Raw genomic sequence first — 22471 nt, forward strand, 5'->3', positions numbered from 1 at the left:
GGACGAACCCATGAAAACTGCTGCTCTCTTCCACCGCCTTGGCGGCCTGCTGGCTTGCGCTTCGGCACTCGTCGCCTTCCATGCGCCCGTGCTCGCGCAAGGCAACTGGCCCGACAGGCCCGTCAAACTGGTCGTGCCCTTTCCGCCCGGCGGCGGCACCGACATCGTCGCGCGGGCGATGGGGCAGGCCCTCTCGGAGAAGCTCGGCCAGCCCGTGGTCATCGACAACAAGCCCGGCGCCTCCACCATCATCGGCACCGACGCGGTCGCCAAGGCCGCGCCCGACGGCTACACGCTGCTGCTCTCGGGCTCGACCAGCTACAGCGTGAACCCCGCGCTGCGCGCCCGGCTGCCCTACGACCCCGTGCGCGATCTCGCGCCCATTGCCATCGTGGCGCGCACGCCGCTGGTGCTGGTGGTGGGTGCGGGAACGCCGTGGCGCTCGCTGCACGAACTCGTCGCCGCCGCCAAGGCCAAGCCCAAGAGCATCCGCTACGCGACCTTCGGCGCGGGATCGGGACCGCACCTTGCGGGCGAGTTGCTCGCGCTGGCCGCCGGCATCCAGCTGCAGGACATTCCGTACAAGGGCAGCAGCCAGGGATCGATGGCGGTGATCGGCGGCGAGATCGAAATCGGCATCGACACCGTGGCGGCCGTGGCGCCGCACGTGCGCTCGGGCAAGCTGCGCGCGCTGGGCATCGTGGGTGCGACGCGCTCCAGCATGCTGCCCGAAGTGCGCACCCTCGCCGAGCAGGGTCTCCCCGATGCCACCTTCGATGCCTGGTACGGCTTTGCGGCGCCTGCGCGCACGCCGGCACCGGTCCTCGAGAAGCTGTCACGCGCAGTCACGGCGACGATGGGAAACCCCGCCCTGCAATCTCAGCTGCGCGCACAGGGCATGGAGCCGGTCGCCATCGGCGGCGCGACGTTCCGCAGCCAGATGGAGGGCGAGATCTCGCGCTACCGCGCGCTGGCGCATCGCGCCGGCATTGCGGCGGAATAGCCAGCGGTAGGCTCAGGCAGGCGTTCCGACGAAGTCGCGCAGCGCGAACAGCACTTCGTCGGGCGCCTCGTTCATCAGCGAGTGGCCTGCATGCACGGTCACCACCTTGGCCTGCTTCGCCTTGCCGGCCAGCGCCTTGGTGGCACGCGGCGGCGTCATCTGGTCCGCATCGCCGAGCAGGAAGAGCACGGGGCACTGCACGGCCTCGATGGCCTTTTCGCCATTGGCGTAGTCGTTGCAGGCCTTGAAGCCGATGTGGAACACATTGGCGTCGCGATTGCTCGCGAGCACGCGGCGCATGAGTGCGCGCGAGCTGCCATAGAGCCAGGTACCCGGACCCAGCGCCGACGGCGGCGGCGCGAGCAGCGAATGCGAGAAGGTGTTGACCATCGTGATGGCACGCTGCGGATCGTTGAGCGCCCCATCGAGCAGCGCGGGCGACACGGTCATCGGATAGGCCGTGCCCACCAGGGCCAGGTGAGTGACCCGCCCGGGTGCGCGCGAGGCGGCCTCGAGTGCGATCAGCGAGCCGAAGCTGTGGCCCACGAGCGCAGCCTTCTGCACGCCGGCCGCGTCGAGCAGCGCGATGACGAACTGCGCCGCATCTTCCACGCTCGCAGGCGGCGTCCCTTCGCTCTTGCAGTGGCCGGGCAGGTCGACCGCGAGCACGTTCCAGCCGTGGTTGGCGAACCAGCGGCTCTGGAGAATCCACACGCTGTGGTCGTTGAGCACGCCGTGGATGAAGACCACGGTCGGCTTGTCGGCGTCGAAGGTCTTGCCGCCGGTGTAGCAGTAGGTGGTGTGGCCGTTGACTTTGTAGTTCATGTCTTGCTCCGCCGTGCGTTGTGTTGCTGCAGTTCAGGGCGCGTGCACAGGCCGCGGCTGTGGTACTGGCTGATCGACAGGTGCTCTGACCAACGCTCCCGCTGGCGGGGTGCCTTGCGCAGCGAAATAAAGGAGGAGGCCGCAGGCCGGGGGACATTCGCGGAGAAAGGTACCCCGTCGGCGGGAGCGCGCCCTGAATGACCCAGGACACGACGAACAAAAAAGCCAGTTGTCATTCCTACGCTCCCGCCTTTTCAGCAGCCTTCAGCGCACGCTTCAAGTCGTCGATCAGGTCGGCCGGGTCCTCGAGCCCAATCGAGAGACGAATCGTCCCTTGGGAAATGCCCGCGCCCGCCAACGCCTCGTCGGTCATGCGGAAGTGCGTGGTGCTGGCCGGGTGGATCACGAGGCTGCGGCAGTCGCCCACGTTGGCCAGGTGGCTGAAGAGCTTGAGCGCCTCGATGAACGCCTTGCCCTGCGCGCGGCTGCCCTTGATGTCGAAGCTGAACACCGCGCCGGCGCCGCGCGCGCCGTGGCGCAACAGCTTTTGCGCCAGCGCGTGGCTCGGATGCGATTCGATGAGCGGATGCCCCACGCGCGACACGAACGGATGAGTCGCGAGAAACTCGACCACCTTCTGCGTGTTGTCGATGTGCCGCTCCATGCGAAGCGGCAGCGTCTCGATGCCCTGCAGGATCAGCCACGCGGTGTGCGGACTCATCGATGCACCGAAGTCGCGCAGGCCTTCGCGCCGGGCGCGCAGCAGGAACGCACCCACGGTGCTTTCCTCGCTGAAGACCATGTTGTGGAAGCCGTCGTAGGCCTGCGTGAGCTCGGCGAACTTGCCCGATTTTTCCCAGTCGAAACTGCCGCCATCCACCACCACGCCCCCGATCACCGTGCCGTGGCCCGAGAGGAACTTGGTGGCCGAGTGGTAGACCAGGTCCGCGCCGTGGTCGAAGGGCTTGATGAGGTAGGGCGATGTGAGGGTGGAATCGACCAGCAGCGGCACGCCCGCGGCATGGGCAATGTCGCTCACCGCCGGAATGTCGAGCACGTCGAGCCCCGGGTTGCCCACGGTTTCGCCGAACAGCAGCTTGGTCTCGGGGCGGATCGCGGCCTTCCAGCCGTCCAGGTCGCCTGGCTTGACGAAGGTGGTGTCGATGCCGAAGCGCCGCATGGTGTAGTGCAGCAGGTTCTGCGAGCCGCCGTAGAGCGCGGTGCTCGCCACGATGTGGGAGCCGGCGCCCATGAGCGTGGCGACCGACAGGTGCAGCGCGGCCTGGCCGCTGGCGGTGGCGATGGCGCCGATGCCGCCTTCGAGTGCCGCCACGCGCTGCTCGAGCACCGCATTGGTCGGGTTGCTGATGCGCGAATAGACGTGGCCCGCGCGCTCGAGGTTGAAGAGCGCAGCCGCGTGGTCGCTCGACTCGAAGACGAAAGAGGTGGTGAGATGGATAGGCACCGCGCGCGCGCCGGTGGCGGGGTCGGGTGCGGCGCCGGCGTGCAGCGCCAGGGTGTCGAATCCGGGGTCGGAATAGCCGGGCATGGAGACCTTTCTGGGTTCGTTCGCAATGCCCCGTTACGTCTGCTAATCATGCGCGCGCAACATGGGCGTGGGAGTCGGCGCCGATTGTGGGCTATATTCAAATCGGCACCGCCGCCGAGAACGATTCCCGAGAGGAGCACACGATGAAAGTCAGCGACATCCTTCGCGTCAAGGGCAACACGCTCTTCACCATCACGCCTGACGACCCGCTGGCCGAAGCAGTCAAGACCATGGCGGAAAAGGACATCGGCTCCCTGGTGGTCATGGAACACGGCGACCTGGTCGGCATGCTCACCTTCCGGGAAGTGATCCTGGCCATTGTCGACAACGACGGCCAGGTGGGCGGCACGCTGGTGCGCAAGGCCATGGACGACGCACCCGTCACCTGCACCCTGGAAACCGACCTCGACGAGATCCGCCGCATCATGCTGGAGCGCCACGCGCGCTACATGCCCGTGATGGACAAGCGCATGCTGATGGGCGTGATCAGCTTCTACGACGTGGCCAAGGCGGTGGTGGACAGCCAGAACTTCGAGAACAAGATGCTCAAGGCCTACATCCGCGACTGGCCCGAAGAACAATAGCCGGGCCGCGCGGCAGCGCTCGGCGGTTTCTTCATTCCTTGATGTTGGCCGACTGCACGATCTTCTGATTGCGCGCGTATTCGGCCTGTACGAACTGCCCGAATTGCTCCGGCGTGCCGCTCCCGGGCAGGGCACCTTGTTCGGTCAGCTTGCTGCGCACCGGCTCCTCGGCAAGCACGGCATTCAATTCCTGGTTGAGCCTGGCGACGACCGCGGGCGGGGTCCTGGCGGGGGCGAAGATGCCGGTCCAGCTCACCATGTCGTAGCCCTTGAGGCCGGGCATCTCGTTGAAGGTCGGCACGTTCGCCAGCGCGGCGAGGCGCTGGCCGCCGGTGACGCCCAGCGCCTTCAGGCGGTTGCCGTTCACGTGCGGAATGGCGCTGGTGCTGACCAGCATCGCCAGGTCCACCTGGTTGCCGATCACGTCCGTGGCAATCTGCGCTCCGCCCCGGTAAGGCACGTGGGTCACGAAGATGCCGCTGCGCTGCTTCAAAAGCTCCATGGCCAATTGCAGCACCGTGCCCACGCCCGAGGTGGCGTAGTTGTAGGCGCCGGGCTTGGCCTTGGCGAGCTTCACGAAGTCGGCGTAGCTGTGCGCCTCGAGGCCGGGGCGCGCCACCAGCACCATGGGCGCGGTGTTCAGCATGCCGACCGGCGCCAGGTCCTTCAGCGGATCGAACTTGAAGGCCGAGGGGTTGACCAGCCGACCGATGGCGATGGCGCTGTCGGGCCCGACCACCAGCGTGTAGCCGTCCGGCGCCGCGTTCACGGCCTTGGCCACGCCGATGGCGCCGCCCGCACCGCTCACGTTCTCGATGACGACCGACTGCTTCAGCCGCTCTCCCAGCCGGGTCGCGATGAGGCGGGCGTTGACGTCCACGCTGCCGCCGGCGGTGTAGGGAACGATCAGCGTGATCGGCCGGGCGCCGGGCCATGCGCCCTGCGCGAGTGCCACGGAGGGCAATGCCGTACAAAAGGTCGCGGCAAGTAGAAGGCGGCGGGAGTGGTTCATGGCGTGGGTCATTCCTGTTTGGCGGGAAGCGGCTCTGGCGCAAGGCGTGCGCGCAGCGTGTCGAATTCGTGGCTCCACTGCGTGCGCCACGCGCGTCGCTGCGTGTCGTCGATCCACGCACCGTCCAGGCCGTTGTGCATGAAGCCGCGCAGGTCGTCCAGCCCGAAGCCGAAGTCGCGCGCCATCATCAGCCAGGCCGCTGTGGGCGTGACCTTGTGCAGCGTCGGGTCGTCGGTGTTGGGGTGGATGCGGAGGCCCAGCGCGGGCATGCGGCGGATCGGGTGGTCGAGCGCCCAGCGCTCCGGGGGCAGCGTGCGCAGGTAGTACGAGTTGGTGGGCACCACGGTGAAGATCACGCCGCGTTCGGCGCACTGGCGCGCGAACTCGGGCTGGTCGACCACCGTGTAGCCGTGGTCGATGCGGTTCACCTGCAGCACGTCGAGCGCGGTGCGCACGTTGGTCCATGGCATGCCGAACTCGCCCGCATGCGCCGTGGCCTTGAGCCCCGCGCGGCGTGCCTCGGCGTAGGCCTTCGCAAACAGTTCGGGCGGCCGGTCGACCTCGCGGTAGTCGATGCCGATGCCGATCACCTCGTCGCAGCGGTGGGCCTTGACCCACTCCACCATTTCCACGGCGGCTTCGGGGCTCGCCTCGCGGTCGATCGCGGCGATGAGCCGGCCGGCGATGCCGAATGCCTGCTGCGCGTCCTGGATGGCGCGGACGATCGCGCCCTGCGCCATGGGATACGAAATGCCCGAGCCGTGCACCGTGCCGGTCGGGTTCCAGAAGAACTCGGCATGGCGCACGTTGTGGGCCGCCGCGTCCTCGAGGTATTCGCGCGTCAGCCGATAGAGGTCGTCGGGGCCGCGCACCAGCTGTGCATCGAGTGCGCGCAGCACACGCAGCACGCCGACCGGTTTTTCTCCGCGTGTATAGAAGCCCTCGATCTCCTCGGCCGCGAGCGGCGAACCGGCACGGTGGTTGAGCTGCTTGAAGGTCTCATGGCGCACCGTGCCGAACAGGTGGCAGTGCAGCTCGACTTTCGGCATGGCATGCAGCATCGATTCCAGCGTGAGCGGCGGCAGGATGGGGCGAGTCATGCCGTCCAGTCTAGGCAGCTGCGTGCCATAAGCAAAATTTTGAATTTCTATAATTCGATTCACTGGATTGATAACGGGAACGCCATGGCCTCCTTGCCGCTTCGGGCGCTCACCCTGCGCCAGCTTCAGTTCTTCTCGGTGCTGGTGGAAGAAGGGCACTTCGGCCGCGCGGCGCGCCGCCTGGCCATCACCCAGCCGGCGCTCAGCAATGCCATCAAGCAGGTGGAAAAACTGCTGGGGGCCGAACTGCTGACCCGTTCCACCCACCGGCTGGAACTGACGCCGGTGGGCGCCGAGGTGCTCGCGCGCACCGATTTCCTGGTCAACACCTTCGAGGTGGCGCTGCGCGACATCGAGAGCACCGTGCAGCGCGGCCGGGCCTTCGTGCGCGTGGGCGTGATCCCGTCGGCCAGCGCGCGCGTGACCGCCGCGGCCGCCGAATTTCTCGAGGCCGGCAAGCGCGAGGTCGAGATCGCCTGGCGCGACGCGCCGTCGACGGTGTTGCTGGCCGAACTGCGCAGCGGGCAGCTCGACATGGCGGTGGCGGCCATCACCGAACCGCCGGGCGGCCTGGCCTGCATCGACCTGTTCCGCGATCCGCTGGTGCTGGTGGTGCGGCGCGGCCATGCGCTGGCCGCGGCCGGCGATGCCAGCTGGGAGGCCATCGGCAAGGAGCGGCTGGTGCTGTTCGAAAGCGGCAGCATGCCGGCGCTCGGCAACCCGGCGCGCGCGCAATTCGAGCAGGGCGCCGAGCCCTATCGCGTGAGCTATTCCGAAACGCTCTATGCGCTGGTGCGCAGCGGCCAGGCGCTGGGGCTGATGCCGCGGCTCTACACCTCGTCGTTGCGCGACCCCGACCTGGTGGTGCTGCCGCTTTTGAAGCCGCGCATCGAGCGGCGCGTGGTGCTCGCCTACCTGCCGGGGCCGATGCGCAACGTGGCGGCACAGGCGCTGATCGCGTTCCTGCGTGAGCGGCTTCCGCAAGCGGGCGAATCTCCGGCGCGGCGGGTGGCCGCCAACAAGGCAAGGCGCAGCCGGCGATGAAGCCGCACGGCCGGTTCAGTGCAACTCGGCCGCGGCGTGGATGGTCTCGCGCAGGCGCGGGTAGATCTGCGTGTTCCACTTGCTGCCGCTGAAAACGCCATAGTGCCCGACGCCGGCCTGCAGGTGATGAACCTTGAGGTAGGGCCGGATGCCGGTGCAGAGGTCTTGCGCCGCCACCGTCTGCCCGACCGAGCAGATGTCGTCGCGCTCGCCTTCCACCGTGAGCAGGGCGGTGCGGCGGATGGCTGCCGGGTTTACCGTGCGGCCCTTGACCGTGAGCACGCCGCGCGGCAGGTCGTAGGTCTGGAACACGCGTTCCACGGTCTCCAAATAGAACTCCGCCGGCAGGTCGTTCACCGCCAGGTATTCGTCGTAGAAAAGGCCGATGGTGCGGGCCTTCTCGATGTCGCCCTCGACCAGGTGGCGGACCATGTCCTGGAACTGCTTCTTGTGGCGCTCGGGGTTCATGCTCAGGAAGGCCGCCAGCTGAAGGAAGCCCGGGTAAACGCGCCGCATCATCCCGGCATGCGGCCACGGCACGTGGCTGATGAGGTTGCGGCGGAACCACTCGATGGGCTTGCTGTTGGCGAGCTCATTGACCCCCGTCGGGTTGACGCGGCAATCGACCGGACCGGCCATGAGCGTGAGGCTGCGCGGCGTGGCGGGGTTGTCGTCCTCGGCCATCAGCGCCGTGGCGGCCAGCGCGGACACGCAGGGCTGGCACACCGCGACCATGTGCGCGCCGGGACCGACAGCTTCGAGAAACCCGATCAGCTGCAGCGTGTAGTCGTCCAGGCTGAAGCCGCCATGCCACAGCGGCACGTCGCGCGCGTTGTGCCAGTCGGTCAGGTACACGTCGTGGTCGCGCAGCAGCGTGCGCACGGTTTCGCGCAGCAGCGTCGCGAAATGGCCCGACAGTGGTGCGACCAGCAGCACGGGCGGGTGCACGGCCTTCGTCTCCTTGCGGAAATGCAGCAGCGTGCCGAAGGGCGAGACCAGCGTCTTTTCCTCGTGCACCGCGGTTTCCACGCCGTCGACCGGCACGCTGGCGATGGCGTAGTCGGGACGCGAATGGGTCAGCCGCATGCGCGAAAACACATCGAACTGCGCGGCCATGCGCCTCATCATGGTGCGGTCGGTGCCGTCCTTCCAGAGGGCCTGGCCGAGGTACTGGGCTGCGAGCCGGGAGGGCGAGAGCAGGTCGGCTTGGTTCTGGTAGGCCCGGTACAACATGAAAGTAGTACAGGCAAGTTGCGGGCCAAGCGGTGGCACAGCCCTTGCACGGCCTTGGGAGCCAACCGGCAGCAAGCCAGCAAGCCCGTCAAGGAGATCCACGATGGCCAAACCCGTTCTCACGATCAGCAGCAAGAACTACGGCGCCTGGGCGCTGCGGGGCTGGCTGATGTGCAGGCTGGCCGGGCTCGAGTTCGCCGAGAAGATCATCCCGCCCGACGATCCGGCCATGAAGGCCGAGATGCTGCTCTTGTCTTCCTCCATGCTGGTGCCCTCGCTCCAGCACGGCAGCGTCAAGGTGTGGGACACGCTGGCCATCGGCGAATACCTGAACGAGATCAAGCCGAAGGGCGCGCTGCTGCCCGCGGACATCCAGGCGCGCGCGCACTGCCGCGCCATCTGCGGCGAAATGCATTCGGGCTTTGCCTCGATGCGCGGCGCCTTGCCGATGAACATCAAGGCCCGGTTTCCCGGCTTCAAGATATGGTCGCGCGCGCAGGCCGACATCGACCGCGTCGTCGCCATCTGGCGCGAATGCCTCAAGACCTACGGCGGGCCTTTTCTCTTCGGCAAGCTGCCGGGCATGGCCGATGCGATGTATGCGCCGGTGGTCACGCGCTTTCTGAGCTACGACGTGCCGCTCGACAGCGTCTGCACGGCGTACTGCAAGCGCGTGATGGAACTGCCCGCCATGCGCGAGTGGGTGGCCGCCGCGAAGGAAGAGCCCGAGGAGATCGACGAGCTCGATGCGGAGTTCTGAGCCGGCGCGGGCTTCGGCAATGCTGGCTAGTGCCGGAACATGCGCAGGTCGAGCGGGCGTTCCTCGCCGAGCCACATCGCATGCGCCGTGTGGTCGGCAAAGTCGTCGCCCGTGACGCCGTGCACGAAGATGTCCAGCCCGTTGCGATGGGCCTCCAGCCATCCGATGACCTGGTCGAACTCGGCCGCGTCGAAAGCCAGCTGGCAGCTCCAGTGCGTGTGCGGGCCGACCAGCCGCTCGTGCACCCGGCCCACCACCACCATCAGTTCCCGGCCCGCCTGCTCGCACAGTTGCCTGGCCTCGGCCAGCGTGGCGGGGCCGAAGTAGACGTGGGCGTGGTATTGCGAATAGAGGTTCTCGGGGCGGCGCGGCATGCGGTCATTGTGAACCCAACCGGAAGCGCCCGCTGTAGCGGAACACGTCGCCGAACCAGCGGTGGCGCAGCACCATCTTCATGGTGAAGCGATCGGCGTCCTCCGGGTCGGGCCGCTCCTCCACATAGGCGGTGCCCATCAAGAGGCCGAGCGGCAGCGGCAGGTGCAGCCCGCCGATGCGCCAGACGTAGCCGAGATCGCGGAACACCAGGGCGCCGTCTTCCGCGCTCACGGCCAGGCGCATGCCGATGCCGAAGCGCACGTACTCGATCACCTCGCTGCCGCCCGCCGGCGCATGCGCCATGTGCGAGCGAAAGTGGAACGGTGCGCGGCCCTCGAAGCTGAAGATGCGGTCCCAGTACAGGCCCGCGTCGCCGGGGCTGCAGCGGTAGTGCACCTCGATGGGAACGCCCGCGCCGGTGAAGGGTACGAGCGCGCCGAACAGCCGCCCCACCGGCATCAGCACGCGCGCCCAAGGCGCGTGATGCACCTCGTCCATCGTGCCGCGTACGCACACATGGGCGTTCGAGAACGGGGCCATCGTGTAGTGCCGGCGGATCACGCCGCCCAGCTGGTCCCAGGCAGGGCCGAGCACCTGCTGGAAGACGGGCCGCAGGTCTTTCATGCGACCGCCGCGGCGCTTTCGCTGCGCGCCTTGTAGAAGCGCAGGATGTGCTCGGAGAAGTCGCCCAGCAGAAATTGCGCGACGCGGTCGGCATACCAGTTGAAGCGCGTGCTCACGCGCCACGAAACGTCGATGCGGAGTTCCGTGCCGCCTTCGCGCGGCGTGAGCGTGTAGGCCGAGTCGCGCAGGTCGAAATAGTGTCCGCCGATGACCACGTGGTCGTCCAGCGCGCCGGCGGGAAACGAGTCGGGCGAAAAGCGGTAGCGCCAGCTCACGCGCTGCAGCGGCCGCCACTCGGTGACGATCTCCTCGAAGTGCACGTTCTTCTGCCATTGCACCTTGCGCACGCGGCCTTCAGGCGTGTCTTCGGTCACGCCCGCCACCGGCATCGGAACGCCGATGCGGTAGGCCCAGGCATCACCGACTTCGCTCGGGCGGATGTCGCGCGCATCGTTGAGCTCATGCCACACGCGCTCGGCAGGCGCGGCAATGAAGAGCGTGCGCGAGGTGCGCGAGATCTGGTCAGGGTTGGGCCAGTGCGGCTCTATGGCGCCCAGCACCAGCGGCAGCACTGCGAAGCCGTAGAGCGCAGGCTTCGGCCAATGGGTGATGCGGCAGACGATGCCCATCGCAAGGCCGCCGAGGCTTCCCATGACGCTGAACAGGGGCACGATGACGATGGCGCAGATGATTCCCTCGATGTAGACCAGCAGCGTGCCGAGGACGAACAGCGCGGTCGAGACCCACGGCACGCAAACGTAGTAGCCCCAGCCGCGCCGCTTGATGCGCTCGGCCATGTACACCGTGACCGCGCCGCACACCGCCGGCGCCAGGAAGACGAAGGAACCCAGCATTGCGGAGTAGCGCTGGCCCGGCAGGCCGCCGAAGGCGATGCGCAGCACCAGGGCTGCCGCTGCGCCGGCGAGCAGCGGCGAGACCCACGCAAAGGGCATGTGGGGGACGCGTGTGTCGCGCAACGGTGTGCCACCGGCGGGGCGGGCGGCCAGTTCCTGGGAGCCGGCTTCCGGCGGTTCTGTGCTCATGGAATTTTCTCCTCCTCGTGTGTTGTTCTGGGTCCGGCGCAATCAGCCGCTGCGCTTCGCGGTCACCATGCAGTAGTCGAAGTCGCGCCAGAAAAGGCCCAGCACCAGGGCGCAATAGCTCGCGACGATGTGCTTGCGGCGCCACGGGCTTAGCCGGCCGCGCGCCTTCCAGAGTTCGGCCAGCGCAAAGCGCGTGGCAAGCGCCGGAATGTGCAGCGCGCTGGGCGCCACGCGCCAGCGCAGCGACCGCACCTCGATCTGTTCGAATCCGCTCGCCTGCAATGCGTCGACAAAATCGCCGCGCACGGCCAGCGTGGGGACGGCCCAGCTGTCGGCCCACAGGCGGTGCAGCCAGCCGGCGGCGCGGCCGGGCTCGCGCTGCAGCAGGAAGCCGTCGATCACCACGAGCCGCGCGCCGGGCTTCAGCAGGCGGGCCGCCTCCCGCGCGAAATCGGCCTTGGCCGTGCCGCTCGCGTAGCAGGCGCTTTCGAGGGCCCAGGCGCCGTCGGCCTGTGCGGTGGGCAGGCCGGTGCGCGTGTAGTCGGCTTCGAGGTGGGCCATGCGGTCGGCCACGCCGGCGCCCGCGTCGAGCCGTTGCGCAATGCGGTTCTGCACCGGCACGTTGGTGACCGTGACTGCATACAGCGAGGGGTCGTCGCGCACCAGCGTGCGCGCGGTGGCGCCGGCGCCACAGCCCAGGTCGACGACGCAGCGGCGATGCGGGCTCTTCTTTGCGTTCCCGGGCTCGCCGAGCTGCAGCGCACGACCTACCGCGCGGTTCATTTCCACCAGCATGCCCTCGCGCCGGAACGGGTTGAGCCCGAGCCGCCAGAAGCCGAAATGCATGTTGTAGCTGGGACTCCATGCGCGGTAGTCGTCCGCGACTTCGGTGAAGTAGTCCTGCGTGTCGGCCTTGCTGACCGGCGGGGCAGCATTGGGTTGGGCATCGGCCGTGGGCGCACCGGCGGTTCGGTGCACGAGAAGGTCGGGCTCGAAGACATTCGGCATGAGAACTCCTTTTCAGATCCGGCAGTTGCCGCCGGCGCAGGTGCGGGACGACCGCGCCGCCTTGCCGGCCACGAGGGCCACGAGCCAACGCGGCAGCCGGTAGCGGTTGTGCGCAAGCACCGCATAGGCGCGGTCGGCCATCGGCGCGATCCAGGGCAGGTCGAGCAGGAAGCTGCCGCTCGGCAGGCCGACCGCGTCGCGGCAGGCGCGGATGGCCGGCACGCCGACAAACACCTGGCCTGCGGCATCGACCGCGTGGATGGCCGCCATGAGTGCTTCGCGCGGTGCCGGCCCCGCGTTGAACCCCGCGGGCGAGCAGTCCACAAGGTCCAGCCGGGCTGCGGCATCGCGTGCCTTCATGGCGCTCATCTCTGCCGTGCAGAGCACGCAGGTCGCATCGAAGTAGACGGTGAGGGGGTAAGCAACGGCAATCATTCGGAGTTGTTTTCGTTATTTCTGTTAAAACAGAAATAGTTGGGCAAAAAAAAGGAGCCTCAGATCATCGGCAGGCTGGCATGGTGGGCATCGGCATCGCCGTCTTTCCTGGGGGCCGGGACGGCATCTCCGCGCACGAACTTCTGCACGCTGGCGCCCAGCGTCAGCACCTTGTCGAGCGTGCCCGGTGAAAGCCGCAGCATCTCGTCGGCCCAGGTGGCCAGCTTGCCCATCAGGTCCATGGTGGAGCGGATGCGGTCTTGCGCATCGGCGGGCTCCTTCTGGAAATCGGGGCTGGCGACAATTTCGCGCAGCATGCGGACGGTGGGATCGAACTCGCGTTCCTTGCGCTCGCGCACCACGGTGCGGAACAGCTCCCACACGTCGACGCTGGTTTCGAAATAATCGCGCCGGTCGCCGAGGATGTGCGTGACCCGCACGAGGTTCCACGCCTGCAGTTCCTTGAGGCTGTTGCTCACGTTGGAACGCGCCACGCCGAGCGTCTCGGAGAGCTCTTCGGCGTGCATGGGCTTGCCGCGCACGAACAGCAGCGCATGGATTTGCGACACCGTGCGGTTGACGCCCCACATCGAGCCCATTTCACCCCAGTGAAGAACGAACTTGCGTTGGATGTCGGTGAGTTCCATGGGCCTGAGTCTAAGATTCCAGAAATTTCTGTCAAGAGAGAAATACAAATTTCGTTTGCGTCCCCAGTCCAAGGAGGATACTGTATTTATATCCAGTATTTTCGACGTGAAAGGACCCGCCATGCCGGCCGCCTACATTCCCCTCCATGCCATCAAGGGCCGCGGCGCCGCCACGCGCCTGGCCCACCGCTTTACGCGCGACGAGCGCAACGCCTTCGACGACGGCTGGGGCACGCTCGAAGAAGGCGCAGCCGAGGCGGAGGACCTGCAACCGCTCGCCACCGAAGTGCGCTTCGAAGACGTGAAGTCGGTGCTGAACGAAAACGACTCGCCCGACGTGTCCTTCGACCGGTCGCTCAACCCGTACCGCGGCTGCGAGCACGGCTGCATCTATTGTTTTGCGCGGCCCACGCACAGCTATCTCAATTTGTCGCCGGGGCTCGACTTCGAGACCAAGCTCATCGCCAAGCGCAACATCGTCGAGGTGCTGCGCACCGAGTTCGGCCGCAAGGGCTACAAGCCGAGCCACGTCGCCATCGGTACGGCCACCGACTGCTACCAGCCCATCGAGCGCGATCTGCGGCTCACGCGTTCGGTGATCGAGCTGCTGAAGGAGACACGCCATCCGTTCGCGCTGGTCACCAAGTCGAGCGCGGTGGAGCGCGACCTGGACCTGATCGCACCCATGGCCGCCGAGCGCCTGGCGGCCGTGTACATCACGGTGACCACGCTGGACGGCGACCTGGCCCGCAAGCTGGAGCCGCGCGCCGCCGCGCCGCACCGTCGGCTGCGCACCATCCGCACCCTGGCCGAAGCCGGCGTGCCGGTGGGCGTGAGCGTGGCGCCGCAGATTCCCTTCGTGAACGAAGACATGGAACAGGTGCTCGAAGCCGCCTGGGAAGCCGGTGCGCGCAGCGCGTTCTACACCGTGATCCGGCTGCCGTGGGAGGTGGCGCCGCTCTTCAAGGAATGGCTCGCGCTGCACTATCCGCAGCGTGCGGACCGCATCATGGCGCGCATCCACGAGATGCGCGGCGGCAAGGACTACGACGCCGACTTCGCCACGCGCATGAAGGGCACGGGCCTGTGGGCCGACCTGATCCGCCAGCGCTTCGAGAAGGCGGCCAACCGCATCGGCTTCAACCGCGAGCGCATCGAACTCGACCTCAGCGCGTTCCGGCCGCCTGGCGCATCGGGGCAGGGCAGCCTGTTCTAGGGTCGCTGGGGGTAGAGGCACCGGCGCCGCACCAGTCGCCGCCGAGCGCCTTCACCAGGAACACCGAGGTCAGCAGGCGCTGGCCCTGCAGCTGCGAGGCCTGGCGCTCCACGGTGAGCAGCGACTGCTGGGCGGTGATCACGTCCAGGTAGGTCGAGGCACCGCCTTCGTAGCGGCTCGTGGCCATGTCGAGCACGCGGCGCGCCGCCCCAACCGCGGCCTGCGCCTGGGTGGTCGCGCGGTCGAGCGCGGCAAGTCCGGTGATGCCGTCTTCCACCTCCTGCATGGCGGTGAGCACCGTGCGGCGGTAGTTGCCCACGGTGGCGTCGTAGCCGGCCTTGGCAAAGTCGACGTTCGCGCGCACCCGGCCACCGTCGAACAGCACCTGCGTGGCCGACACGCCCACCGACCACAGCAGGCTCGGCCCGTTGAACAGCGTCTCGATCATGCGGCTGTCCACACCCACGGTCGGCGAGATGATGAAGCTCGGGTAGAAGGCCGCGGTGGCCACGCCGATCTGCGCATTGGCCGCGGCCATCGCGCGCTCGGCCGAGGCCACGTCGGGCCGGCGCTGCAGCATCTCGGACGGCACGCCCAGCGGCACCGCCGGCGGCCTGATCTCGCGCAGGTCCGCGGCCAGCGCGAAGCTCGGCGCCGGCGTGCCCGTGAGGGTGGCCAGTGCGTGCTCGTACTGCGCACGCTGCTTCTTCAGCACGTCGACCTGCGTCAGCGTGGTGTCGAGCAGCGCCTGCTGCTGCGCCACGTCGAGGCCCGACACCGCGCCCAGCTCATGCCGCGCCGTGACCAGTTCGAGCGCGCGCCGCTGCAGCGCAATGGAGCGCGAGAGCACGTCGAGTTCGATGTCGGTCGAGCGCAGGTTGAAATAGTTGTTCGCCACGTCGGCGGTGAGCACGAGCCGGGTGTTCTCGAGGTCGGCGGCCGATTGTTCGGCCGAGGCGGTGGCGCCTTCGACGCTGCGCTGCACGCGGCCCGCCAGGTCGAGTTCGTAGCTGGCGTTGAGCGACAGCGCGAAGTCGTTCTGCACCGTCGACGAATTGGCGGTCGCATAGTTGGTGAGCGGCCGGTTGGCGGAAATCTTGAGGCGCGATGCGCGGGTGCCGAGCCCGAGCTGCGGAAACTGGCTGGCCGAACTGGCCGACACCGTGGCGCGCGCCTGGGCCAGCCGCGCGTTGGCCACGGCCAGCGTCGGGCTGCCGGCCAGCGCCTGCTCCTGCAGCGCATCGAGCTGCGCATCGCCGAAGCGTTTCCACCATGGGCCCTTGTCGGCGCTGTCGTCCGGTGCGGCCTGGCGCCAGGGCGCCTCGAGCTTCCAGCTCACGGGCAGCGGCGTTGCGGGTGCCTTGTAGTCGGGGCCGACCGCGCAACCCGCGGCCAGCATTGCCGCGGCCAGGGCAGCAGCGAATGGGCGCAGTTTCACGCCGGTTCCTTTCGCGCGGGCGGCTTGGCCTGTGCGGGCGCCGGTGCATCGGGCGCGACCGTCACCACGTCGCCCTCGGCCAGGGAATCGGAGGGGTTGAGCACCATGCGGTCGTTGCCGCCGATGCCTTCGACCAGTTCGACGTTCTCGCCGTAGTTGCGGCCCAGCGTGACGGGACGCAGCTGGATACGGCCTTCTGCATCGACCACCGCGATGCGCGTACCTTCAGCGCGAAACAGCAGCGCGTTGGCCGGCACGGTGAGCGTCCGGGCCGCGGCCAGCGGCAGCGAGACCTGCACGTAGGCACCCGGCAGCAGCGCGCCGTCGCGGTTGGGCAGCGACACCTCCACCTGCATCATCCGCGTGGTGGCGTCGATCGAGCCCGAGGTGCGCGCCACCTCGCCGTTGAAGCGCTGGCCGCGCAGTTCGGCCTGCGTCACCACCACCGGCTGGCCGGCCTTGACCAGCTGTGCATAGGCCTGCGGCACGTTGATGTACACGCGCAGCGGATCGGTCTGGGCCAGCATAAAGAGCGCGCGTCCGGCGCCGCCGCCCGCACCCGCATCGATGAGGTCGCCCACGTCGACGTTGCGGCGCGTGATCACGCCCGCGAACGGCGCCACGATGCGCTTGAAGCCTTCGGTCTGGCGCAGCCGCTGCACATTGGCATCGGCCGCCGCGACGTTCGAGGTGGCCTGCGCCACGGCGCTGCGGCGCTCGTCCAGGTCCTGCTGCGAGACCACGTCCTTTTTGCGCAGGTTTTCCCAGCGCTCGGCCGTGCTCTTCGCGAGTTCCAGGCCTGAAGCGGCCTGCGCGCGCGCCGCGATCGCCTGCGACAGCTGCTGGTCGATCTCGGGGGTTTCGATCTCCGCCAGCAGCTCGCCCTTTTCGACGCGACTGCCGATGTCCCGGGTCCAGCGCTTGAGATAGCCGCTGGCCCGTGCCGAGATCGGCGATTGCACGAAGCCCTGCAGCGTGCCGGGCAGCGCCAGCGTCTGGCCGGCGGTGGGCGTGCGCGGCAGGGCCGTCTGCACATGCAGCTTGGCACGTTCGGCGGTGCCGGCCTCGAGCGCACGCGCATTGGCCATGCGCACGATCACCGTGCGCGCCGCGCCGAGCGCCAGCAAGACAAGCACGATGACCACCAGCCAGCGCGTGCGCTTCACGATCTGCCGCCGCCGCAGCAGCTCGCCTTCGCCCTCTTCGGCCGCGATGGGATGGATGGCCAATGCCGAATGGCGTTGCTCCGTCATGGAATCAGTTCTCCTGGGGCGCAGGGCCCGCGTCGGTTGGCGCCGCATCGTGTGCCTGCTCGCGCGCTGCCTTGCGGTGCGCAAGCCGACTGTGCACTCCCGCGAACACGGCGGGCACGAAAAACAATGTCGACACCGTGGCAAAGAGCAGGCCGCCGATCACCGCGCGGCCGAGCGGCGCGTTCTGCTCGGCGCCTTCGCCGAGCCCGAGCGCCATCGGGATCATGCCGATGATCATGGCCAGCGCCGTCATCAGCACCGGCCGGATCCGCGTGGCGCCGCCTTCGAGCGCGGCCGACAGCGGTGGGATGCCGGCCTGGAGCCGCTCGCGCGCGAACGACACCAGCAGGATCGAGTTGGCCGTCGCCACGCCCATGGTCATGATCGCGCCGGTGAGCGCGGGCACGCTGAGCGTCGTGCCGGTGATGAACAGCATCCATGCGATGCCGGCCAGCGCCGCGGGCAGGGCGGTGATGATGATGGCCGCGTCGAGCCACGACTGGAAGGTGACCACGATCAGCAGGTACACCAGCACGATGGCCATGGCCAGCCCCACGCCGAGCCCGATGAACGACGACTGCATCGTCTGCACCTGGCCGCGGATGGTGACCTGGCTGCCGCGCGAAAGCTTCGGCCGCATTTCGTCGACCAGCACCTGCACCTTGGAGGCGACGCTCGCGAGGTCGGTGCCCTGCACGCTCACGTAGACGTCGATCACCGGCGCGATGTTGTAGCGCGACATCACGGCCGGCTGCCGCGCCGCCTGCGCATCGACGAGGTTGCCCAGCAGTTGCTGCGAGGCGCCGCCCGCGGTTGCCGCGGCGCCGGTGCCCACCGGAATGTTGAGCAGCGAATCGAGCGAGTCGATGTTGTATTGCGGCGTCTGCACGGCAATGCTGTAGACCACGCCGTTCTGCGGGTTGAGCCAGAAGGCGGGCGCCGTCTGCGAGCTGCCCGAGAGCGCGATCAGCACGTTCTGCCCCACGTTGGCCGCGGTGAGGCCGTATTGCTGCAGCCGCGAGCGGTCCATCTGCAGGCTGAGGCTGGGCGCATCGAGCCGCTGGTGCACGTGGGCATCGACCGCACCGGGAATCTGCCTGATGGCCTTGGTGAGCTCGGCCGCGCGGGCCGCATTGCCGGCCATGTCGGCGCCGCTGAACTGCACGTCGATGGCGGCGGGCAGGCCGAAGTTGAGAATCTGCGTGACGATGTCCGCGGGCTGGAAGAAGAACTCGATGCCCGGAAAGCGCCTGGGCAGTTCGGCGCGCAGCAGGGAGACGAACTCTTCGGTCGGCCGGTGCCCCTCTTTCAGCGAAAGCAGCAGTTCGGCGTCGAAGGTGCCGATGGTGCCGGCATTGCTGTACGAAAGGTTGATGCCGCTGTTGGGAATGCCCAGGTTGTCGAGGATGGTCTCGAGCTGGTCGGCCGGCACCAGCTCGCGGATGGCGGCTTCGACCCGGTCGGTGAGGCGCGCGGTTTCCTCGATGCGGGTGCCGGTGGGCGCGCGCACGTGCAGGCGGATCTGGCCCGCGTCCACGGTCGGGAAGAAATCGCGGCCCAGCACCGGATACAGCAGGCACGACAGCAGGCAGAAGCCGAGGAAGAGGCCGATGAAGCCGCCGCGCCTGGACAGCACCACCGACAGCAGCAGCGTGTAGGCGCGGCGCACGCGCTCGAAGCGGCGGTCGAAGCTGCGGTAGACGCGCTGGAGTACGCTGGGCCTGGTTTCGGCCGCCGGTTGCCCGGCCTGCGCGCCGCCCATCAGCAGCATCACCAGCGTGGGCACCAGCGTGCGAGAGAGCAGGTAGGAGGCCAGCATGGCGAACACCACCGCTTCGGCCAGCGGCACGAACAGGAAGCGCGCCACGCCCGAGAGAAAGAACATCGGCACGAACACGATGCAGATGCACAGCGTGGAAACGAAGGCTGCATTGCCGATCTCGCCCGCGCCGACCTCGATGGCTTCTTTCAGCGGCGTGCCCATGTGCAGGTGGCGCTCGATGTTCTCGATGGTCACGATCGCCTGGTCCACCAGGATGCCCACCGAGAGCGCGAGCCCGCCGAGCGTCATGAGGTTGAGCGTTTCACCGAGCGAATACAAGACCAGGATCGAGGCCAGGATCGACAGCGGAATGGTGAGCGCGATGATCAGCGTGCTGCGCCAGTTGCCCAGGAAAAGCAGCACCATCGCCGCCGTGAGCGCCGCCGCCAGGATGGCCTCGAACACCACGCCCTTGACCGCCGCCTTCACGAACACCGACTGGTCGAACAGCGGCGTGATCCTGATGTCCTGCGGCATGGTCTGCGCGGCCACCGGCAGCATGGCGCGGATGTTCGCGACGATGTCCAGCGTGGAGGCGCCGCCGTTCTTCAGCACCGACAGCAGCACGCCGCGCACGCCGTCCTGCCGCACGATGTTGGTCTGCGGCGAGAAGCCGTCGCGCACATAGGCCACGTCGCGCAGGTAGGTGGTGGCGCCGTTCACCGTGCGCACCGGCAGGTCGTTGAGGCCGGCCACCGCATCGGGCGAGCCGTTCATGCGCACGCTGTACTCGGTGGCGCCGAACTTGGCGGTGCCAGAGGGCAGGATCAGGTTCTGCGTGTTGACCGCGTTCACCACGTCGGCCGGCGTGAGCCCGCGCGCCTGCAGCGCCTGGGTGTCCAGGTCGACCGAGATCAGCCGGTTCTTGCCGCCGTAGGGAAAGGGAATGGCCGCACCCGGCACGGTGATGAGCTGCGGCCGCAGCTGGTTCACCGTGGCATCGAAGAGCGAATTCTCGGAGCGCGTGGGGCTGGACAGCGCGAGCTGCACCACCGGCACGCTGGAGGCCGAGTACTTGATCACCAGTGGCGGCGTGATGCCGGGCGGCAGCTGGCGCACCTGGGCCTGCATGGAGGCCACCACCTGCGAGATCGCCATCTCGATGTTGGCCGTGGGCTGGAAGAACACCTTGATGATCGACACGCCCGCGAGCGACTGGGACTCGATATGCTCGATGTCGCTGACCGTGGTGGTCAGCCCGCGCTCGACCTGGCCCGAGATGCGCTGTCCCATCTCCTGCGCCGGCAGTCCGGTGTAGTTCCAGATGACGCTGACCACCGGGATGTTGATTTCCGGGAAGATGTCGGTCGCCATCCGTGCCAGCACGAACGGCGTGGCCAGCACGATCAGCATCGCCATGACGATGAAGGTGTAGGGGCGGCGCAATGCGAGCTGGACCATGGGCGAGACTCTTTGCTTCCGGCGGTAAAAGGTGTCGCATCATAAGGAAGTAGATTTAAGTACGGCTGATGCACGGGGATTGCCCCGTGGTTGCACCAAAAGGGGTACGTATGAGTGGGCTATGGCTGGTGGTGATGGGTGTTTCGGGCTGCGGCAAATCGAGCCTCGCCGCGGCGCTGGCGGTCGGATTCGAGCTGCCGCTGATCGAGGGCGACGACTTCCATCCGTCCGCCAACGTCCAGAAGATGAGCCAGGGCATCGCGCTGACCGACGCGGACCGTTCGGGCTGGCTTGCGACGCTCGGGCACACGCTGGCCGACGCGTCGCTGGGCGCGGTGCTGACCTGCTCGGCACTCAAGCGCAGCTACCGCGACCAGCTGCGCGCGGCCGTGCCGGGCTTGCGCTTCGTGTTCATGGACATCGAGCGCGCGGAGGCCGAGCGCCGCGTGGCCGCGCGGGCGGGCGCCGGCGAGCACATGTTCCCGGCGAGCCTCGTGGCCAACCAGTTCGCGACGCTGGAGTCGCCGGTCGGCGAAGTGGGGGTGGTGGCCGTCGACGCGACCGCGCCGCTCGGGCAGCTGGTCGCGCAAGTGAAGGCGTGGCTGCCGGCGGGCTGACCCGCCCCGGCGTCAGCCGATCACTTCGGGCCAGTGGGTGTGGAAGAACTGGCCTTCGGGCTTGTCGGTGCGCTCGTACGTATGGGCGCCGAAGAAGTCGCGCTGCGCCTGCAGCAGGTTGGCCGGCAGCCGCTCGGTGCGGTAGCTGTCGTAGTAGGCGAGCGACGCGCTGAACGCCGGCACCGGAATGCCATTGCCCACCGCCAGCGCCACCACCTCGCGCCAGCTCTGCTGGGTACGATTGAGCAGGTCCTTGAAGAAAGGGTCGAGCATCAGGTTGCCGAGTGCCGGATCGGTGCGGTAGGCATCGGTGATGCGGTTCAGGAAGCGCGCGCGAATGATGCAGCCGCCGCGCCAGATGGACGCGATGCCGCTCAGATCGAGCTTCCAGCCCTTCTTTTCGCCCATGGTCTGGATCAGGTCGAAGCCCTGCGTGTAGCTGATCACCTTCGACGCATAGAGCGCGTCGTGCACCTTGGCCACCAGCGCCTTCTTGTCGAGCGAGAGTTCGATCTTGGGCCCCTGCAACACCTTGCTGGCCGCCACGCGCGCCTTCTTCTGCGAGGACAGCACGCGTGCCTCGACCGCCGCGTTGATGGTGCTGATGACCACCGCGTTCTCGGCCGCGTTCATCAGCGTCCACTGGCCGGTGCCTTTCTGGCCCGCCTTGTCGAGGATGAGTTCGACGATCGGCTTCCCGGTTTCCGGGTCTTTCTGTTCGAGCGCCTTGGCGGTGATCTGGATCAGGTAGCTCTGCAGCTCGCCTTCGTTCCATTCGTTGAACACCGAGGCCGTCTCGTCGGTGCTGAACCCGGCGGCCTTGAACAGGCTGTAGGCCTCGCAGATCAGCTGCATGTCGCCGTACTCGATGCCGTTGTGCACCATCTTCACGAAGTGGCCCGCGCCGCCGGGGCCGATGTGGATCACGCAGGGCTCGCCGTCCACCTTGGCCGCGATGCTCTCGAAGATCGGCTTCATCACCTCCCAGGTGGACAGCGGCCCGCCCGGCATGATCGACGGGCCCTTGCGCGCGCCTTCCTCGCCGCCCGACACGCCCGCGCCGATGAAGCGCAGGCCCTTGCCCGCAAGGTAGGCATCGCGGCGTTCGGTGTCGGTATACAGGCTGTTGCCGCCGTCGATCACGATGTCGTCCTTGTCGAGCAGCGGAATCAGCTGCTCGATGACCTGGTCGACCGGCGCGCCCGCCTTCACCATGATCTGGATCTTGCGCGGCCTGGCGAGGCTCTGGACGAACTCCTCGAGGGTGGTGGCGCCGACCAGCTTCTTGCCGGGGTTTTCTGCCAGGAACGCTTCGGTGGTGGCTTCGGTGCGGTTGTACACGCTGACCTGGAAGCCGCGGCTTTCCACGTTCAGCACCAGGTTCTGGCCCATCACGGCCAGGCCGATCAATCCGAAATCGCTTTTGTCGTTGCTCATGGCCCTTCTTTCGTCTGCATGGATGTGACGGGCATTGTGCCGGGG

The 22471-nt window shown here is 67.8% G+C and carries 21 protein-coding genes; 6 read left to right on the forward strand and 15 right to left on the reverse strand.

All coding sequences use genetic code 11. From position 1 onward, the window contains the following. Nucleotides 1-10 precede the first annotated feature (10 nt). Nucleotides 11-1003: a Bug family tripartite tricarboxylate transporter substrate binding protein gene (locus tag ABID97_RS10090; protein ID WP_354398367.1), complete on the forward strand. Its 993-nt coding sequence runs from the start codon at nucleotides 11-13 to the stop codon at nucleotides 1001-1003. A 12-nt stretch (nucleotides 1004-1015) separates the two neighbouring features. Here ABID97_RS10090 and ABID97_RS10095 read toward each other — a convergent pair whose 3' ends face one another. Continuing rightward, nucleotides 1016-1828, reverse strand: a complete 813-nt coding sequence (locus ABID97_RS10095) for an alpha/beta fold hydrolase (RefSeq protein WP_354398368.1) — start codon at nucleotides 1826-1828, stop codon at nucleotides 1016-1018. Between the two features lie 238 nt (nucleotides 1829-2066). Beyond that, a complete protein-coding gene (locus tag ABID97_RS10100) occupies nucleotides 2067-3377 on the reverse strand; it encodes an O-acetylhomoserine aminocarboxypropyltransferase (protein WP_354398369.1) in 1311 nt (436 codons plus the stop codon). Nucleotides 3378-3520: 143 nt separating this feature from the next. Here ABID97_RS10100 and ABID97_RS10105 point away from each other — a divergent pair, with 143 nt between their 5' ends. Continuing rightward, the gene (locus ABID97_RS10105) at nucleotides 3521-3961 is read left to right on the forward strand and encodes a CBS domain-containing protein (RefSeq protein WP_354398370.1); all 441 of its coding nucleotides are present in this window, start codon (nucleotides 3521-3523) and stop codon (nucleotides 3959-3961) included. Between the two features lie 31 nt (nucleotides 3962-3992). On the opposite strand, the gene ABID97_RS10110 is transcribed toward ABID97_RS10105, so the two are convergent. Continuing rightward, nucleotides 3993-4973, reverse strand: a complete 981-nt coding sequence (locus tag ABID97_RS10110; protein ID WP_354398371.1) for a Bug family tripartite tricarboxylate transporter substrate binding protein — start codon at nucleotides 4971-4973, stop codon at nucleotides 3993-3995. An 8-nt stretch (nucleotides 4974-4981) separates the two neighbouring features. Further along, nucleotides 4982-6073 carry an adenosine deaminase gene (gene add, locus ABID97_RS10115; protein ID WP_354398372.1) on the reverse strand — a complete coding sequence of 364 codons (1092 nt, stop codon included), beginning with the start codon at nucleotides 6071-6073 and terminating at the stop codon, nucleotides 4982-4984. Nucleotides 6074-6157: 84 nt separating this feature from the next. Here add and ABID97_RS10120 point away from each other — a divergent pair, with 84 nt between their 5' ends. Further along, entirely contained in the window at nucleotides 6158-7117 is a 960-nt protein-coding gene (locus ABID97_RS10120) for a LysR family transcriptional regulator (protein ID WP_354398373.1), read from the forward strand. Between the two features lie 15 nt (nucleotides 7118-7132). Here ABID97_RS10120 and ABID97_RS10125 read toward each other — a convergent pair whose 3' ends face one another. Further along, nucleotides 7133-8350: a polyhydroxyalkanoate depolymerase gene (locus tag ABID97_RS10125; RefSeq protein ID WP_354398374.1), complete on the reverse strand. Its 1218-nt coding sequence runs from the start codon at nucleotides 8348-8350 to the stop codon at nucleotides 7133-7135. 103 nt (nucleotides 8351-8453) lie between these two features. Between ABID97_RS10125 and ABID97_RS10130 the strand changes: the two genes are divergently transcribed. After that, a complete protein-coding gene (locus tag ABID97_RS10130; protein WP_354398375.1) occupies nucleotides 8454-9110 on the forward strand; it encodes a glutathione S-transferase in 657 nt (218 codons plus the stop codon). 26 nt (nucleotides 9111-9136) lie between these two features. Here the strand turns inward: ABID97_RS10130 and ABID97_RS10135 are convergent, their stop codons facing one another. The 6 genes from ABID97_RS10135 to ABID97_RS10160 are packed head-to-tail and all read right to left on the reverse strand — an operon-like array spanning nucleotide 9137 to nucleotide 13242. After that, a complete protein-coding gene (locus ABID97_RS10135) occupies nucleotides 9137-9484 on the reverse strand; it encodes a DOPA 4,5-dioxygenase family protein (protein WP_354398376.1) in 348 nt (115 codons plus the stop codon). Between the two features lie 4 nt (nucleotides 9485-9488). Further along, nucleotides 9489-10109, reverse strand: coding sequence for a DUF4166 domain-containing protein (locus ABID97_RS10140; protein ID WP_354398377.1), 621 nt, complete (start codon nucleotides 10107-10109; stop codon nucleotides 9489-9491). Then, nucleotides 10106-11152, reverse strand: coding sequence for an SRPBCC family protein (locus tag ABID97_RS10145; protein ID WP_354398378.1), 1047 nt, complete (start codon nucleotides 11150-11152; stop codon nucleotides 10106-10108). The genes ABID97_RS10140 and ABID97_RS10145 overlap by 4 nt, the downstream gene beginning before the upstream one ends. Before the next feature lie 42 nt (nucleotides 11153-11194). Continuing rightward, the gene (locus ABID97_RS10150; protein ID WP_354398379.1) at nucleotides 11195-12160 is read right to left on the reverse strand and encodes an SAM-dependent methyltransferase; all 966 of its coding nucleotides are present in this window, start codon (nucleotides 12158-12160) and stop codon (nucleotides 11195-11197) included. 12 nt (nucleotides 12161-12172) lie between these two features. Then, nucleotides 12173-12595 (reverse strand): thiol-disulfide oxidoreductase DCC family protein, encoded by a 423-nt coding sequence (locus tag ABID97_RS10155; protein WP_354398380.1) that lies wholly within the window; start codon nucleotides 12593-12595, stop codon nucleotides 12173-12175. Nucleotides 12596-12654: 59 nt separating this feature from the next. Beyond that, entirely contained in the window at nucleotides 12655-13242 is a 588-nt protein-coding gene (locus tag ABID97_RS10160) for a GbsR/MarR family transcriptional regulator (protein WP_354398381.1), read from the reverse strand. A gap of 121 nt (nucleotides 13243-13363) precedes the next feature. Here ABID97_RS10160 and ABID97_RS10165 point away from each other — a divergent pair, with 121 nt between their 5' ends. Further along, nucleotides 13364-14458 (forward strand): PA0069 family radical SAM protein, encoded by a 1095-nt coding sequence (locus ABID97_RS10165; protein WP_354398382.1) that lies wholly within the window; start codon nucleotides 13364-13366, stop codon nucleotides 14456-14458. On the opposite strand, the gene ABID97_RS10170 is transcribed toward ABID97_RS10165, so the two are convergent. Genes ABID97_RS10170 through ABID97_RS10180 form a run of 3 tightly spaced genes read right to left on the reverse strand, consistent with a single transcriptional unit; the run spans nucleotide 14409 to nucleotide 20372 of the window. Then, nucleotides 14409-15857: an efflux transporter outer membrane subunit gene (locus tag ABID97_RS10170; protein WP_354401721.1), complete on the reverse strand. Its 1449-nt coding sequence runs from the start codon at nucleotides 15855-15857 to the stop codon at nucleotides 14409-14411. The two genes, ABID97_RS10165 and ABID97_RS10170, sit on opposite strands and share 50 nt — an antisense overlap. A gap of 35 nt (nucleotides 15858-15892) precedes the next feature. Beyond that, the gene (locus ABID97_RS10175; RefSeq protein ID WP_354398383.1) at nucleotides 15893-17149 is read right to left on the reverse strand and encodes an efflux RND transporter periplasmic adaptor subunit; all 1257 of its coding nucleotides are present in this window, start codon (nucleotides 17147-17149) and stop codon (nucleotides 15893-15895) included. 4 nt (nucleotides 17150-17153) lie between these two features. Next, nucleotides 17154-20372, reverse strand: coding sequence for an efflux RND transporter permease subunit (locus ABID97_RS10180; protein ID WP_354398384.1), 3219 nt, complete (start codon nucleotides 20370-20372; stop codon nucleotides 17154-17156). Nucleotides 20373-20482: 110 nt separating this feature from the next. On the opposite strand from ABID97_RS10180, the gene ABID97_RS10185 reads away from it, so the two are divergent. After that, on the forward strand, nucleotides 20483-20989 hold the full coding sequence (locus ABID97_RS10185) for a gluconokinase (RefSeq protein ID WP_354398385.1): 507 nt from the start codon (nucleotides 20483-20485) through the stop codon (nucleotides 20987-20989). Between the two features lie 12 nt (nucleotides 20990-21001). On the opposite strand, the gene gnd is transcribed toward ABID97_RS10185, so the two are convergent. Beyond that, nucleotides 21002-22426, reverse strand: a complete 1425-nt coding sequence (gene gnd, locus ABID97_RS10190; RefSeq protein WP_354398386.1) for a decarboxylating NADP(+)-dependent phosphogluconate dehydrogenase — start codon at nucleotides 22424-22426, stop codon at nucleotides 21002-21004. Between the last annotated feature and the right edge of the window lie 45 nt (nucleotides 22427-22471).

This window comes from Variovorax sp. OAS795 (assembly GCF_040546685.1).
Classification (GTDB): Bacteria; Pseudomonadota; Gammaproteobacteria; order Burkholderiales; family Burkholderiaceae_C; genus Variovorax.

What these genes read in the sequence shown, in the direction of transcription:
- ABID97_RS10090 (WP_354398367.1), top strand. Translation starts at nt 11, where the DNA reads ATGAAAACTGCTGCTCTCTTCCACCGCCTTGGCGGCCTGCTGGCTTGC.
- ABID97_RS10095 (WP_354398368.1), bottom strand. Translation starts at nt 1,828, where the DNA reads ATGAACTACAAAGTCAACGGCCACACCACCTACTGCTACACCGGCGGC.
- ABID97_RS10100 (WP_354398369.1), bottom strand. Translation starts at nt 3,377, where the DNA reads ATGCCCGGCTATTCCGACCCCGGATTCGACACCCTGGCGCTGCACGCC.
- ABID97_RS10105 (WP_354398370.1), top strand. Translation starts at nt 3,521, where the DNA reads ATGAAAGTCAGCGACATCCTTCGCGTCAAGGGCAACACGCTCTTCACC.
- ABID97_RS10110 (WP_354398371.1), bottom strand. Translation starts at nt 4,973, where the DNA reads ATGAACCACTCCCGCCGCCTTCTACTTGCCGCGACCTTTTGTACGGCA.
- add (WP_354398372.1), bottom strand. Translation starts at nt 6,073, where the DNA reads ATGACTCGCCCCATCCTGCCGCCGCTCACGCTGGAATCGATGCTGCAT.
- ABID97_RS10120 (WP_354398373.1), top strand. Translation starts at nt 6,158, where the DNA reads ATGGCCTCCTTGCCGCTTCGGGCGCTCACCCTGCGCCAGCTTCAGTTC.
- ABID97_RS10125 (WP_354398374.1), bottom strand. Translation starts at nt 8,350, where the DNA reads ATGTTGTACCGGGCCTACCAGAACCAAGCCGACCTGCTCTCGCCCTCC.
- ABID97_RS10130 (WP_354398375.1), top strand. Translation starts at nt 8,454, where the DNA reads ATGGCCAAACCCGTTCTCACGATCAGCAGCAAGAACTACGGCGCCTGG.
- ABID97_RS10135 (WP_354398376.1), bottom strand. Translation starts at nt 9,484, where the DNA reads ATGCCGCGCCGCCCCGAGAACCTCTATTCGCAATACCACGCCCACGTC.
- ABID97_RS10140 (WP_354398377.1), bottom strand. Translation starts at nt 10,109, where the DNA reads ATGAAAGACCTGCGGCCCGTCTTCCAGCAGGTGCTCGGCCCTGCCTGG.
- ABID97_RS10145 (WP_354398378.1), bottom strand. Translation starts at nt 11,152, where the DNA reads ATGAGCACAGAACCGCCGGAAGCCGGCTCCCAGGAACTGGCCGCCCGC.
- ABID97_RS10150 (WP_354398379.1), bottom strand. Translation starts at nt 12,160, where the DNA reads ATGCCGAATGTCTTCGAGCCCGACCTTCTCGTGCACCGAACCGCCGGT.
- ABID97_RS10155 (WP_354398380.1), bottom strand. Translation starts at nt 12,595, where the DNA reads ATGATTGCCGTTGCTTACCCCCTCACCGTCTACTTCGATGCGACCTGC.
- ABID97_RS10160 (WP_354398381.1), bottom strand. Translation starts at nt 13,242, where the DNA reads ATGGAACTCACCGACATCCAACGCAAGTTCGTTCTTCACTGGGGTGAA.
- ABID97_RS10165 (WP_354398382.1), top strand. Translation starts at nt 13,364, where the DNA reads ATGCCGGCCGCCTACATTCCCCTCCATGCCATCAAGGGCCGCGGCGCC.
- ABID97_RS10170 (WP_354401721.1), bottom strand. Translation starts at nt 15,857, where the DNA reads ATGCTGGCCGCGGGTTGCGCGGTCGGCCCCGACTACAAGGCACCCGCA.
- ABID97_RS10175 (WP_354398383.1), bottom strand. Translation starts at nt 17,149, where the DNA reads ATGACGGAGCAACGCCATTCGGCATTGGCCATCCATCCCATCGCGGCC.
- ABID97_RS10180 (WP_354398384.1), bottom strand. Translation starts at nt 20,372, where the DNA reads ATGGTCCAGCTCGCATTGCGCCGCCCCTACACCTTCATCGTCATGGCG.
- ABID97_RS10185 (WP_354398385.1), top strand. Translation starts at nt 20,483, where the DNA reads ATGAGTGGGCTATGGCTGGTGGTGATGGGTGTTTCGGGCTGCGGCAAA.
- gnd (WP_354398386.1), bottom strand. Translation starts at nt 22,426, where the DNA reads ATGAGCAACGACAAAAGCGATTTCGGATTGATCGGCCTGGCCGTGATG.